Annotated in this window: 12 protein-coding genes; 8 read left to right on the forward strand and 4 right to left on the reverse strand. The window is 60.9% G+C overall.

Annotated features, from left to right (window positions below):
* The first annotated feature begins 7 nt into the window (after positions 1-7).
* From kdpA to BMX59_RS24190, 5 genes are all read left to right on the forward strand, one after another.
* Positions 8-1,702, forward strand: a complete 1,695-nt coding sequence (kdpA, locus tag BMX59_RS24170) for a potassium-transporting ATPase subunit KdpA (protein WP_093126555.1) — start codon at positions 8-10, stop codon at positions 1,700-1,702.
* Between the two features lie 8 nt (positions 1,703-1,710).
* Positions 1,711-3,774 carry a potassium-transporting ATPase subunit KdpB gene (kdpB, locus tag BMX59_RS24175; protein ID WP_093126560.1) on the forward strand — a complete coding sequence of 688 codons (2,064 nt, stop codon included), beginning with the start codon at positions 1,711-1,713 and terminating at the stop codon, positions 3,772-3,774.
* A gap of 64 nt (positions 3,775-3,838) precedes the next feature.
* Positions 3,839-4,384 (forward strand): potassium-transporting ATPase subunit KdpC, encoded by a 546-nt coding sequence (gene kdpC, locus BMX59_RS24180; RefSeq protein ID WP_071490039.1) that lies wholly within the window; start codon positions 3,839-3,841, stop codon positions 4,382-4,384.
* Between the two features lie 124 nt (positions 4,385-4,508).
* A complete protein-coding gene (locus BMX59_RS24185) occupies positions 4,509-7,160 on the forward strand; it encodes a sensor histidine kinase (RefSeq protein WP_093126563.1) in 2,652 nt (883 codons plus the stop codon).
* Between the two features lie 37 nt (positions 7,161-7,197).
* Entirely contained in the window at positions 7,198-7,887 is a 690-nt protein-coding gene (locus tag BMX59_RS24190; protein ID WP_071490041.1) for a response regulator, read from the forward strand.
* A 61-nt stretch (positions 7,888-7,948) separates the two neighbouring features.
* Here BMX59_RS24190 and BMX59_RS24195 read toward each other — a convergent pair whose 3' ends face one another.
* Positions 7,949-8,986, reverse strand: a complete 1,038-nt coding sequence (locus BMX59_RS24195) for a patatin-like phospholipase family protein (protein ID WP_093126566.1) — start codon at positions 8,984-8,986, stop codon at positions 7,949-7,951.
* A gap of 214 nt (positions 8,987-9,200) precedes the next feature.
* Between BMX59_RS24195 and BMX59_RS24200 the strand changes: the two genes are divergently transcribed.
* From BMX59_RS24200 to BMX59_RS24210, 3 genes are all read left to right on the forward strand, one after another.
* The gene (locus BMX59_RS24200; RefSeq protein WP_012722962.1) at positions 9,201-9,479 is read left to right on the forward strand and encodes a hypothetical protein; all 279 of its coding nucleotides are present in this window, start codon (positions 9,201-9,203) and stop codon (positions 9,477-9,479) included.
* Between the two features lie 44 nt (positions 9,480-9,523).
* Positions 9,524-10,285 carry a CHAD domain-containing protein gene (locus BMX59_RS24205; RefSeq protein WP_093126569.1) on the forward strand — a complete coding sequence of 254 codons (762 nt, stop codon included), beginning with the start codon at positions 9,524-9,526 and terminating at the stop codon, positions 10,283-10,285.
* 90 nt (positions 10,286-10,375) lie between these two features.
* Positions 10,376-11,173: an acyl-CoA thioesterase gene (locus tag BMX59_RS24210; RefSeq protein WP_093126573.1), complete on the forward strand. Its 798-nt coding sequence runs from the start codon at positions 10,376-10,378 to the stop codon at positions 11,171-11,173.
* A gap of 2 nt (positions 11,174-11,175) precedes the next feature.
* On the opposite strand, the gene BMX59_RS24215 is transcribed toward BMX59_RS24210, so the two are convergent.
* The 3 genes from BMX59_RS24215 to BMX59_RS30985 all read right to left on the reverse strand — a co-directional run.
* Entirely contained in the window at positions 11,176-11,538 is a 363-nt protein-coding gene (locus tag BMX59_RS24215; protein WP_058424472.1) for an Mpo1-like protein, read from the reverse strand.
* 191 nt (positions 11,539-11,729) lie between these two features.
* On the reverse strand, positions 11,730-12,362 hold the full coding sequence (locus BMX59_RS30290; protein WP_139212925.1) for a hypothetical protein: 633 nt from the start codon (positions 12,360-12,362) through the stop codon (positions 11,730-11,732).
* A 3-nt stretch (positions 12,363-12,365) separates the two neighbouring features.
* Positions 12,366-13,043, reverse strand: a 678-nt coding sequence (locus BMX59_RS30985; protein ID WP_175486704.1) for an RHS repeat-associated core domain-containing protein, incomplete at its 5' end; no start/stop codon positions are given.

Here is a 13,043-nt window from a genome sequence, read left to right on the forward strand (position 1 = left end):
GCTGGCCATGCACAGTTATGACTATTGGCTGATCATTGCCTTCTTTGCCGTGGTGCTGGTGCCGGCCCCGTTCCTGGGGCGGTTCTATTACAAAGTAATGGAAGGGCAGCGCACCTGGCTTACGCCGGTGTTCGGTCCCGTTGAGCGCGCCTGTTATCGCCTGTCGGGCGTGGACGAGCATCAGGAGCAAAGCTGGCAGAAGTACATGCTCGCCTTGCTTGCCTTCAACCTCGCGGGCTTTTTGCTGCTGTTCGCGATCCTGTTGTTCCAGGACTACCTCCCACTGAACCCGCAGAAATTGCCGGGGCAGGAATGGACCCTGGCCTTCAACACCGCGGTCAGTTTCATGACCAACACCAACTGGCAGTCCTACAGTGGCGAGGCGTCCCTGAGCTACCTCAGCCAGATGGCCGGCCTGACCGTGCAGAACTTTGTCAGCGCGGCGACGGGTCTGGCAGTGCTGGTCGCGCTTTGCCGTGGGATCGGTCGCAAATCCACCAAGACCCTGGGCAACTTCTGGGTCGACATGACCCGCGCCACCCTCTACGGCCTGCTGCCGTTGTGCCTGGTGCTGGCGTTGTTCCTGGTGTGGCAGGGCGTACCGCAGACCTTCGCCCATTACGTGGATGCCGTGACCCTGCAGGGTGTGGATCAAGTGATCCCCCTGGGCCCGGCCGCCAGTCAGATTGCGATCAAACAGTTGGGCACCAACGGCGGTGGCTTCTTCGGTGTCAACTCGGCGCATCCGTTTGAAGACCCTACCGCTTGGGCAAACTTGTTCGAAGTGGCGTCAATCATCCTGATCCCCGTGGCGCTGGTGTTCACCTTCGGCCATTACGTGAAAGACCTGCGTCAGAGCCGCGCGATCCTCGGCTGCATGCTGGCGTTGTTCATCATCGGCGGCGCGACCTCGCTGTGGGCCGAATACCAGCCCAACCCGACCCTGAACAATCCGGCCGTGGAGCAGACTGCGCCACTGGAAGGCAAGGAGGCACGCTTCGGCACCGCCGGTACGGTGCTGTGGTCGGTGACGACGACAGCGGCATCCAATGGCTCGGTCAATGGCATGCAGGACAGCCTCAATCCACTCAGCGGCATGGTCGCACTGGTCAACATGATGGTCGGCGAAGTGATCTTCGGCGGCGTCGGCGCCGGCATGTACGGCATGTTGCTCAACGTGTTGATCGCGGTGTTTCTCGCTGGCCTGATGATCGGCCGCACCCCGGAATACCTGGGCAAGAAGCTGCAGGCCAAGGAAGTGCAATTGCTGGTGGTGACCCTGCTGGTGATGCCGGTGGGCGTGCTCGTGCTCGGCGCCATTGCCGCCAGCCTGCCTGGCCCGGCCAGTGCCATCAGCAACCCTGGCCCCCACGGCTTCAGCCAGTTGCTCTACGCCTACACCTCGGCCAGTGCCAACAACGGCTCGGCGTTCGGTGGCTTCAGCGCCAACACACCGTTCCATAACCTGATGCTGGGCCTGGGCATGTTGATCGGCCGCTTCGGCTACATCCTCCCGGTCCTGGCCCTGGCCGGCAGCCTGGCGATGAAGAAGACCGCACCGATCGGCCAGAACAGCTTCCCGACCCATGGCCCGCTGTTCGTGACCCTGTTGACCGTGACCATTCTGCTGGTGGGCGGCCTGACTTTCCTGCCAACGCTGGCGCTGGGTCCCATTGCTGAACACTTGAGCATGGGCTTCTAAGAGGCGATATGAACATGAATATGCCTGCAAAAAATGCGGCCCCGTTCAAAACCCAGGAGCCTGCCAAAACCGCCGTCTCGGCTCTGTGGCGCCCGGCGCTGGTCCAGGCGTTCGTCAAGCTGGACCCGCGCCAACTGCAACGTTCGCCGGTGATGCTGGTGGTCGAACTGACCGCGATCCTCACCACTGTGCTGTGCTTCGTGCCCGACACCACCGTGCCCACGTTTGTCGCCGTACAAATCGCCGTGTGGCTGTGGTTCACCGTGCTGTTCGCCAACTTCGCCGAAGCCCTGGCCGAAGGGCGTGGCAAGGCCCGCGCCGACAGCCTCAAGGCCGGCAGCGAAGGCCTCAGCGCACGCCGCAAGGAGGCCGATGGCAGCTTCAAGGTCGTGCCGGCCACCAGCCTGCGCAAAGGCGATGTGGTGCGCGTTGCCGCCGGGGAAATGATCCCCGGTGACGGCGAGGTCATCGAAGGCATTGCGGCAGTCAACGAAGCGGCCATTACCGGTGAATCGGCACCGGTGATCCGTGAGTCCGGTGGTGACCGTTCAGCCGTCACCGGCAACACCCGCCTGGTGTCTGACTGGCTGCTGATTCGTATCACCGCCAACCCTGGTGAGTCGACCCTGGACCGCATGATCGCCCTGGTGGAAGGCGCCAAGCGCCAGAAAACCCCCAACGAAGTCGCGTTGGATATTCTGCTGATCGGCCTGACCCTGATCTTCCTGTTGGTGGTGGTAACCCTGCAGCCGTTCGCCCATTTCGCCAGCGGCAGCTTGCCGTTGGTGTTCCTGGTCGCACTGCTGGTGACGCTGATTCCTACAACTATTGGCGGCTTGCTGTCGGCGATCGGCATCGCCGGCATGGACCGCCTGGTGCGCCTCAACGTGATCGCCAAGTCCGGGCGTGCCGTGGAAGCAGCGGGCGACGTGCATGTGTTGCTGCTGGACAAGACCGGCACCATCACCTTCGGTAACCGTCGCTGTGCGGCGGTGGTCGCGGCGCCTGGCGTCAGTGGTAAGGAAGTGGCCGAAGGCGCATTGTTTGCCTCCCTGGCCGATGACACGGCGGAAGGTAAATCCATCGTTGAATACCTGCGCGCCTTGCACCCTCAAGCCGAGCCGACCGCAGACGAACTGATGGCCGTGCCGTTCAGTGCTGAAACCCGCTTGTCCGGTGTCGACTACCAGGGCCGTGTGTTCCGCAAAGGCGCGGTGGATTCGCTGCTGGCCTTCATCGGTCAACAACGTCGCGACTTGCAGCCTGCGCTGTCGCGGGAAATCGACAAGATCGCCCAGAGCGGCGGCACCCCGTTGCTGGTGTGTGCCGATGGCAAGTTGCTCGGCGCGATCCACCTGAAGGACGTGGTCAAGCCGGGCATCCGTGAGCGTTTCGCCGAGCTGCGCAAACTGGGCATTCGCACCGTGATGGTCACTGGCGACAACCCGCTGACCGCCGCCGCGATTGCCGCTGAAGCGGGCGTGGACGACGTACTGGCCGAAGCCACCCCGGAGAAAAAACTCGCCCGCATCCGTCATGAGCAAAATGATGGTCGCCTGGTGGCGATGTGCGGCGACGGCGCCAACGACGCCCCGGCGCTGGCCCAGGCGGACGTCGGCATGGCGATGAACGATGGCACCCAGGCTGCGCGCGAGGCCGCCAACATGGTCGACCTCGACAGCGACCCGACCAAGCTGCTGGACGTGGTGCAGATCGGCAAGGAATTGCTGGTGACCCGTGGCGCATTGACCACCTTTTCCATCGCCAACGACGTGGCCAAGTACTTCGCGATCCTGCCGGCGCTGTTCGCTTCGATCTATCCGCAACTGGGCGTGCTCAACGTGATGCACTTGCAGAGCCCGCAGAGCGCGATCCTTTCGGCCATCGTGTTCAACGCGCTGATCATCGTGGTGCTGATCCCCCTGGCGCTGCGCGGTGTGCGCGTACAGGCAGCGAGCGCGGCGGCATTGCTGCGGCGCAACCTGCTGATCTATGGGCTGGGCGGGATTCTGGTGCCGTTCGTGGGCATCAAGGCGATCGACATGCTGCTGACTGCGTTGCACCTGGTTTGACCCGATTCCTGTGGGCGCCCGACGGGTGCCCACAGGTTGCAATGACCGACTTGAGGAATCCGAAATGTCCAACATGATCCGCCCGGCCCTGAGCCTGCTGGTGCTCATGACCCTGATCACCGGCGTCGCTTACCCACTGGTGGTGACTGGTGTCGCCCAAGTGGCTTTCCCGAACCAGGCCAATGGCAGCCTGGTGCGCGACGACAGCGGCAAGGTGCGTGGCTCCAGCCTGATTGCCCAGGACTTTACCGGTGCCAGCTGGTTCCATCCGCGCCCATCGGCTGGCGCGTTTGCGACGGTCTCCAGCAGCGCCAGTAACCTCGGCCCCAGCAACCCGGCGCTGGCGACGCGTATCTTCGATGACGCGAGTAAACAGTTGGTGCCGAGCCAAGGGCCGGTGCCTCTGGCATCGCTGACTACCTCTGGCAGCGGTCTTGATCCACACTTGCCACCCCAGGCGATTGCCTATCAACTGGCAAGGGTGGCGGCGGCGCGGAATGTGCCGGTGTCGACTTTGCAGCGTTTGCTCGATGAACACATCGAAAGCCCGCTGGTAGGCCCGCCGGTGGTGAATGTGCTGGCGCTGAATATGGCCCTGGAAAAGTTGTAGGCAGTGGCGCCGCCATCGCAGGCAAGCCGGCTTCCACAGGGGAATGCATTCCAAATGTGGGAGTGGGCTTGCCCGCGATGACGGCCTGGGGCGCAACCCATAAACATCTGAAGGAACCCCGAGCATGAGCGACTCCGGCCGCGCCGATGCCCTGTTAGCCGATCTACCCCGGGACGGCCGTGGCCGGCTCAAAGTCTTCCTTGGCGCCGCGCCGGGTGTGGGCAAGACCTACGCCATGCTCCAGGCCGCGCACACGCAACTGCGACAGGGGGTGAAGCTGATCGCCGGTGTGGTCGAAACCCACGGCCGTGCCGAGACCGAAGCCTTGCTCAGCGGCCTGCCGCAGCAACCGTTGCTGCGCAGCGAATACCGTGGCGTGATGCTCGAAGAAATGGACCTCGACGGCCTGCTCGCCGCCAAGCCCAAGCTGGTGCTGGTCGACGAATTGGCCCACAGCAACGCCCCCGGCAGCCGTCACGAAAAGCGCTGGCAAGACATCCAGGAACTGCTCGCTGCCGGCATCAACGTGTTTACCACGGTCAACGTCCAGCACCTGGAAAGCCTCAACGACCAGGTACGCGGCATCACCGGCGTGCAAGTGCGTGAAACCCTGCCGGACTGGGTGCTGCAAGAGGCCGACGAACTGCTGCTGATCGACCTGCCGTCCCGCGAGCTGCTGGAGCGCCTGCGCGATGGCAAGGTCTATGTGCCGGAGCAGGCGCGGGCGGCCATCGATGCGTTCTTCACCCAGACCAACCTGATGGCCTTGCGCGAGTTGGCCATGCAAACCGCCGCCGCCCACGTCGATGACGATTTGGCCCAAGGCTATCGCCAGCTCGGCCAAGCCGCGCCGGCGGTGCGTGGGCGCTTGTTGGTGGGCGTGGATGGCGATGCCCAGGCCGAGCGCCTGGTGCGCCATGCCAGCCGGGTTGCCCAGCGCCGCCATTTGCCGTGGAGCCTGGTGCATATCGATAACGGCCGAGCGCGGGACGAGCAGTCGCGGCTGCGCCTGCAAAATGCCCAGCAGTTGGCCGAGCGACTGGGCGGCGAGGTGGTGTTGCTGCGCGCAGGGGAGGTGGCCAAGACGCTGATCCAGCACGCCGCCGAACGCCGCGCCAGTCTGCTGCTGGTGGGGCAGTCGCGGATGCGTTGGCGCCGTCGCTTGTTCGGCGGCGGCCTGGCTGCGCGTTTGTTGCGTAATGCGCGAGGTTTGGAAATCAACGTCCTCGACAGCGACGATATCCCGGCGCCGCCGCGCTTGCCGGATGTACGCGGGCTAGTGTGGTTCGACTACGCACTGGCGGTTTTGGCCACGGTGGTCGCGGCGGCGGTGGCCTGGGCGGTGTCCAGCGCCTTGCCGCTGCCGAACATCTCTCTGGTGTTCCTGGCGGCGGTATTGCTGGTGGCAGTGCGTAGCAGCCTGGGGCCGTCGCTGGTGTGTGCGGCGTTGTCGTTCCTGACCTATGATTTCCTGTTTATCCCGCCGAATTTTTCCTTCGCCATCCAGCGTGAAGAAGACGTACTGACCCTGTTGTTCTTCCTGTTGATGGCGGCGCTGACCGGCAACCTGGCTGCGCGCCAGCGCCGCCAGTTGCAGGCGTTGCGCGACACCCAGGAAGAAACCAGCGAGCTGCTCGACCTGTCGCGCAAACTCACGGCCGCCACCGATCGCCAGGCGGTGATCAGTGCTGCCGCACATCACCTGGAAGGCTGGAGCGACCTGGACCTGTGCCTGGTCAATCGTGATGGCCAAGGCGGTTGGACAATCGAGACCGGCGGCCCGCTGACGCTTACCGAAGCCGAGCGCGCCGCCGCCGATTGGGCTTGGCAACATGACCAACCAGCGGGCATGGGCACCGGGACCCTGCCGTTCGGGCGTTGGTGGTGGTGGCCGTTGTCGGGCGAAGAAGGCCCGCTGGGTTTGCTGGGGGTCAGTCCCAAACCGGGCCTGGAATTGAGCGGCCAACGCCGTCGCCTGCTCACCGCCTTGAGCCAGCCATTGGCCCAGGCGCTGGCGCGGGCGCAACTGGCCCAGGAGTTGGAGTCTGCAAGGTTGCACGGCGAAACCGAGCAACTGCGCAGCGCCTTGCTGGCGTCGGTCTCCCATGATTTGCGCACACCGCTGACCTCCATGCGTGGCAGCATCGACAGCTTGCTGGCACTTGGTGAAGCGATCCCGCTGGAGGATCGTCGCGAATTGCTTGAAGGCACTCGCGATGAGGCTGAGCGTCTTGACCGTTACATTCAGAACCTGCTGGACATGACCCGCCTCGGCCACGGTGCGTTGAAGCTGGCGCGGGATTGGGTGTCGCCGGGTGATATCGTCGGCAGCGCCCTCGGCCGTCTGCGTGCAGTGCTGGCGCCGTTGCAGGTGAGTACCGACGTACCGCCCGAGTTGCCATTGTTGTATGTGCATGCTGCGTTGATCGAGCAGGCGTTGGTGAATGTGCTGGAAAACGCCGCGCGTTTTTCGCCGCCGCAAGGGCGTTTGCAACTGAGCGCCGGCGTTGCCGATAACCAGCTGTTCTTCGCCGTGGCCGACGAAGGCCCCGGCATTCCCGATGATGAGCGCGCAAAGATCTTCGATATGTTCTACACCGCAGCACGCGGTGATCGAGGCGGGCAGGGCACGGGGCTGGGCCTTGCAATCTGCCAGGGCATGGTCGGCGCCCACGGTGGGCATATCAGCGTGGCCGACGGCATTGACGGGCGTGGCACCTGCATCACCTTGTTCCTGCCGTTGCCGACACAGCCTGGCCTGGAGCGCGAGGCATGAGCTACCCTGTTTTCTTCACGGATTTTGATTGGAAGCCATGAGCCAGACCGCGACGATTTTGGTCATTGATGACGAACCGCAGATCCGCAAATTCCTGCGCATCAGCCTGGCCTCGCAGGGCTACAAAGTGATCGAAGCCGGTACCGGCAACGAAGGCCTGGCCCAGGCCGCGTTGAACAAGCCGGACCTCCTGGTCCTCGATCTTGGCCTGCCCGACATGGACGGCCAGCAGGTGCTGCGTGAATTTCGCGAGTGGTCGACGGTGCCGGTGCTGGTGCTGTCGGTGCGGGCCAGCGAGGGGCAAAAGGTCGAGGCCCTGGATGGTGGTGCGAATGACTATGTGACCAAACCCTTTGGCATCCAGGAGTTTCTCGCCCGGGTGCGTGCATTGCTACGCCAGGCGCCAGCGGGGGAAGCCCAGGAAGCAGCCTTGCGTTTTGGCCCGCTGACGGTGGACCTGGCCTATCGCCGGGTGCTGCTGGACGGCGCTGAAGTGGCGCTGACGCGCAAGGAGTACGCGGTGCTGGCGCAACTGGCACGGCACCCTGGGCGGGTGATTACCCAGCAGCAATTGCTCAAGGATATCTGGGGGCCGACCCATACCGAGGACAGCCACTACCTGCGCATCGTCGTGGGACACCTGCGCCAGAAGCTGGCGGATGACCCGACCCAGCCACGGTTTATCGTGACCGAGGCGGGGGTGGGGTATCGGTTGTTGGGCGGATAGATCTCAGGTGCTTCTCTGTGGCGAGCGGGCTCGCCACAACGGCGTTAGTGACGCGCCTGTTTCAGCGTTGCTCACTTTCATAGCGATCCAACGTATCACTGGCAATTTCCCGCCCCAGGGCGATTAATTCCGGCGCTTTGTAGAACTCGAAAAAACGGCACACCCGCTTCGGCACGTTGATCAGCACGTCGGGCGGGTAGCCGGCGATCTTGTACTGCGCCAGCGACGTCTGCATCACCTCGAAGCTCTGGTTGATCAGGTCCAGCAGCGAAGCCGGGCCGACGTTATCAATGATGAACGACCCGGTTGCCGACTTCGGTGCGCCGGGCTTTTCCGGTGCCGCGGCGGGTTGTTGGGATTCCGGTTCGGCAGATTCCAGCCACGGGTTGATCTCCGCCGCGTGCGCTTCCAACGCCTCCTGCTCGAGTTTCATCAATTGTTCGGCCTGCTTGCGGCGAAAGGGCAGGTGCGAACCGAGTGATCTCGCCAGGTTGTTGAAGCGGCTCTTGAACGCGGGCGGGCGTTGGATCACCGGCAACTGGTAGTGCTTCTGATTGGTGGCGTTGAGGTTGACCGCGATGATCAAGTCACAGTGGCTCGACACCACCGGCACGATGGGCAGCGGGTTGAGCAGGCCGCCGTCCACGAGCATGCGGTTGCCTTGCATCACCGGGGTGAACAGGCTGGGAATCGCCGCCGAGGCGCGCATGGCCTGGTGCAGGCAGCCTTCCTGAAACCAGATTTCCTGCTGGTTGGTAAGGTCGGTGGCGACTGCGGTGTAGGGGATGCGCAGTTCTTCGATATTGATCTCGCCGACGATCTTGCGGATCTGCCCGAAGACTTTCTCGCCACGAATGGCGCCCAGGCGGAAGCTCACGTCGACCAGGCGCAACACGTCGAGGTAGTCGAGGCTTTCAATCCAGTTTCGATACTCGTCCAGCTTGCCAGCGGCGTAAATGCCGCCGACTACCGCTCCCATTGAACAGCCGGCGATACAGGCGATGTCGTAGCCGCGCCGCTCGATTTCCTCGATCACCCCGATATGGGCGTAGCCCCGGGCTCCACCGGAACCCAGCACCAAGGCAACACGTTTCTTCATGGTCCATGTCCTCCCCAAGGCAGGTGCCCACAATGCACCCATGAGAGGCCGGCTTCAATATTCGTGGGAGCCTGCAATATTTTTCCAGGATAGCGCTGCTGCTCGGGTATGCTCTGGCCAATAGGTACTATCGATTTCAGGCTAAGGACAGGCACTTTTCCCTGTAGGCAACGTCTACAACGTACGACTGTTTTTTCTTTTTGAGGTGTCATTGATGAAAGCCTGGATGTGTGTGCCTGTGATCGTGTTGGCCCTGGCTGGTTGCGCCGGGAAAACCGCCTACCGCGACAGTTGCGGCAGCCAGTTGGACGCCGCTTGGAAAGAACTTGACCTGGCCAAGGCCGAAGGCTTTGCCGGCACCGTGAGCTACTCTAAGGCACTGTCTCTGTTGACAGGCGCCAAGACCCAGCAGCAATTTGAAGCGTTTGAAGGCTGCTCCAACAAGGCCGAGAAAGCGCGGTTCTATATTCGTGAGTCTCGCGCCGGGCGTTGACCTGTAGCAGCGAGTAGGATTTCTCATCAGGTAGTGGGGGCAGGATGTCAGTTTTGGTCGATCAGTTAGTCGCTCAGGTCATTGGCCTGGAAGTAGGGTTACTGAGCTGCCAGGCTCGCCTTGCCGCCGTCACCGACGATGAAGCCCTGCATGACCTGCGCACCACTGTGCGCCGTCTGCGCAGCCTGTTGCGCCCCTTGCGCGGCTTGCCAGGGGTGGAGCAGCTTGAATTGGCGGCCAGCACCGTCGGCCAATTGACTACGCCGCTACGCGACCGCGAGGTGCTGGCGGCGTATTTGCACCTGCATGGCCATCATGAGGCTGCAAACCGACGACTGCGCCTGCAACCCGAGGCCTATCGTCAGGTGGCGCAAAGCCCGGAACTTGCGCACTTGCTGCTGATCCTCGACGCCTTCCCGCGTTTCATCCGTGCTTCTGAGCACCAGAAGTTGCTCAAAGGCCTGCGCCCACGCATCGAAAAGCGTCTGGCCAAGCAATGGCAGGCACTCGATAAGGCCTTGAAGGATCCGGGCCATGATCGCCATCGCCTCCGCTTGCTGATCAAGCGCGTGCGCTACGCCGCCGAGGCCTATCCCGAGTTGGATAAATTGCCCGCCAACGCCATGTCGCACCTGAAAAAAGCCCAGGGCGCCCTGGGGGATTGGCATGACTGCTGGCAGTGGTTGGCCCAGGCTGAACACCAGGCTGATCTGCAACCTTGTGTTGCCGTATGGCATCGCACCATGGCCAAGGCGGAAGGGCAGGCGGATCGAGTGCTGGATAAACTCAGCGCTGATTGTTTCTAAGCCGGTCCGGCTTTTGGCCGGAATAGGCGCTGTACCTGACTGGCCTGATGGTTAAGATCCCTCATCTGTTCCCTTTGATGTGAGACCGCCATGCGCTTTAGTGATTTGCTCGACGCCGCCCGCAGCAACCCGCTGGATGTCACCATCCCCGCCGAATGGGCCCAGGGCCGTGCGACCTTTGGTGGCCTGGTCGCCGCATTGCAATACGAAGCCCTGCGTGCCCAAGTGCCCGCGGATCGTCCTTTACGGTCGCTGGCAATCACCTTTGTCGGCCCGGTAGCGCCGGACGTCCCCGCCAGTTATCAAGTCGAAGTGCTGCGCGAAGGCAAAGCCGTCAGCCAATTGCTTGGCCGTGTGGTGCAGAACGGTGAAGTGGCGACACTGGTACAGGCCAGTTTCGGTGGGGCCCGTGAGTCGGAAATTGCGGTCGAAAGCGAAGCGCCGCCGGTGTTCAAGCACTGGGATGAGTGCCAGGAACTGCCTTATATCAAGGGCGTCACCCCGGAATTCATGCGCCATCTGGCGATGCGCTGGAGCGTCGGCGGCTTACCCTTTACCGGTAATAAATCCCGCGACATGGGCGGTTGGGTACGGTTGCGCGGCGATGTGAAGGAAGAGCCGCTGACGGAGGCGCATATCCTTGCCCTGGTCGACGCCTGGCCCCCTGCGTTGCTGCCGCACCTGAAAAAGCCGGCACCGGGCAGCACCCTGACCTGGACCATCGAATTCATCCAGCCGTTGCAAGACCTCACGACCCTCGACTGGTGCCAGTATTGCGTCAATATCGAGCACGCCCGCGACGGCTACGGCCATGCCGCCGCCGCCCTGTGGAGCCCGACCGGCAAACTCATCGCCATCAGCCGTCAGACCGTGGTGGTCTTCGCCTGATCTCAATGCCTGTGGCGCTGCCGCCAGGCGCGCCACCAGCCACCGCTCAACACAAAGCGCGGAAAGGTCACGAACTGCTCGACCACCAGGCGTTGGACAGCATCTTTACGATCACTGAACGGTTCACTGGCCTGGGCTTCCAGGCTATGACCATGACGCTGCAACGCCAGGCCAGCCAGGATACCGACCACACCGACGGCAAAACTGGCCAGGCTCAGGCTGAACACCCCGGATACAATCAACAGAAACCCGATGATGAACAGCGGCACGGCAATCAGGTGCAACGCCAGGTTGGTCGGGTGCTGATGGTTCTGCGGGTAGTGACGCCATTGCCAGGCGGGGAGATTGGGGTGACGTTTGCCCATGATGATGAATCCTCTGTCCGTTGAAACAACTTGAACAGAGTTTAGGCGGGGGCGGGCGGGGCGGCGAATTGGGGCTGGCTATGGAGTCTATAGCTTTGCGGGAAAAAAAGAGATCCATTAGTAATCCAAGATGAAGCTTTTGATTGGGCGCGCACGTAAAACAAATAAATGAATGTCGTTGCCAATTTAAGCTAACTGTGGATATACGCGTAGACACCTTCCTGCTGAATTTCTTCCAAGTTAATCTTTTTTATTGTTTCGTTCAGAAGAGGTAGATGTTCTGAGTGGCAAATGAGTTGAGCCACACCATGTGTTTCTGCATCATAGAATCTGAAAGAAATAGAATGCTCATCAGCAAGTATTAATTTAAAGTCTTCCGTTTTAGAAATGTCTGTGAGCTGACTTAAGTTTTGCCACAGATTTTCAAGGCTGCTATTGCTTTTTTGCATCAGTGTTACAGATGTTCGATAGCAGGCCATACGATTAGGATCTATGTGAAATGGATCACAATCTAAATGAATTACTCTAGAGTAAATTCCGGTTGATTCATTTTTTCTGAAAATATCTCCTGGTTGGGAGGTTTTGGCGAAGTTTTTTAGTGACAGGTATTCTTGAGTCTTACTGTGGTACGGTAATAGGTTGGTGTGCCATTGTACAATTTTTGGCCATTTTTGCGTAAGTAAAGAGCTGAACTCACACCAGGCTTTCCAAGCGCCTGCGTAATCTTGGTGAAGCAGTGTGACCGTAATATAGTTTTCATCGTTGCTAGGGTGTAACTGGTCCCAGGGATGTATGCCTAGCTCTCTGATAAATACTGCTTCCATTTTTTATTTCCTGAAGTATGAGTGATTGTCTGTGTGGTTTTTTAATGGGGCTGACTTTCCGTCAATGGTAACCTTCGTATTGAAGTGTGGACCCAGGTTTCCTTTTTTGTGGCCAAGTGAGTGTTCTTGGATCTCTATTTGGAGCTCCTTTAGTTCAAATATATACACCCTGCCCATCGTATGTTGGTCTTGATCTTTGATCTTCTCTCTATGTATTTGAGTTGGGTGTTGATTTTTTGGAACTCCACCTATTGCTTTTGCTCTTTTAAATGCACCACGTCTAGATAGTTTGCTATCAGCACCCTTAGGGAGTTCTGCATCGCCTTCGTCTACCTTGGCATGTTTTTCCGGCTCGTCAGCGTTGTGTGTTGGTTTACATCCATTACCGCCAGGGCATGTGCTTAAGCCTAGCGGATCTACCCATTCGGTCGGGTTAGGCACGTACTGGTACGTGTTAAGCCCACCCGCCAACTTCACCGGGTCCGGCGTGAGGTAGCGACCAACATCCGGATTGTAGTAGCGATGGCGGTTGTAGTGCAGCCCGCTTTCTTGATCGAAGTATTGACCCTGGAAGCGCAGCGGGTTGTCGACTTTTCCTATATCGAGGCGGGTTATTTCGCCGTAGGCGCGGTAGTGCGCCGACCAGACGATTTCGCCGTCTTGGGCGGTGAGTTCCTGCGG

The organism is Pseudomonas sp. NFR09, assembly GCF_900111535.1.
Classification (GTDB): domain Bacteria; phylum Pseudomonadota; class Gammaproteobacteria; order Pseudomonadales; family Pseudomonadaceae; genus Aquipseudomonas; species Aquipseudomonas extremorientalis.

What these genes read in the sequence shown, in the direction of transcription:
- kdpA (WP_093126555.1), top strand. Translation starts at nt 8, where the DNA reads ATGCACAGTTATGACTATTGGCTGATCATTGCCTTCTTTGCCGTGGTG.
- kdpB (WP_093126560.1), top strand. Translation starts at nt 1,711, where the DNA reads ATGAACATGAATATGCCTGCAAAAAATGCGGCCCCGTTCAAAACCCAG.
- kdpC (WP_071490039.1), top strand. Translation starts at nt 3,839, where the DNA reads ATGTCCAACATGATCCGCCCGGCCCTGAGCCTGCTGGTGCTCATGACC.
- BMX59_RS24185 (WP_093126563.1), top strand. Translation starts at nt 4,509, where the DNA reads ATGAGCGACTCCGGCCGCGCCGATGCCCTGTTAGCCGATCTACCCCGG.
- BMX59_RS24190 (WP_071490041.1), top strand. Translation starts at nt 7,198, where the DNA reads ATGAGCCAGACCGCGACGATTTTGGTCATTGATGACGAACCGCAGATC.
- BMX59_RS24195 (WP_093126566.1), bottom strand. Translation starts at nt 8,986, where the DNA reads ATGAAGAAACGTGTTGCCTTGGTGCTGGGTTCCGGTGGAGCCCGGGGC.
- BMX59_RS24200 (WP_012722962.1), top strand. Translation starts at nt 9,201, where the DNA reads ATGAAAGCCTGGATGTGTGTGCCTGTGATCGTGTTGGCCCTGGCTGGT.
- BMX59_RS24205 (WP_093126569.1), top strand. Translation starts at nt 9,524, where the DNA reads ATGTCAGTTTTGGTCGATCAGTTAGTCGCTCAGGTCATTGGCCTGGAA.
- BMX59_RS24210 (WP_093126573.1), top strand. Translation starts at nt 10,376, where the DNA reads ATGCGCTTTAGTGATTTGCTCGACGCCGCCCGCAGCAACCCGCTGGAT.
- BMX59_RS24215 (WP_058424472.1), bottom strand. Translation starts at nt 11,538, where the DNA reads ATGGGCAAACGTCACCCCAATCTCCCCGCCTGGCAATGGCGTCACTAC.
- BMX59_RS30290 (WP_139212925.1), bottom strand. Translation starts at nt 12,362, where the DNA reads ATGGAAGCAGTATTTATCAGAGAGCTAGGCATACATCCCTGGGACCAG.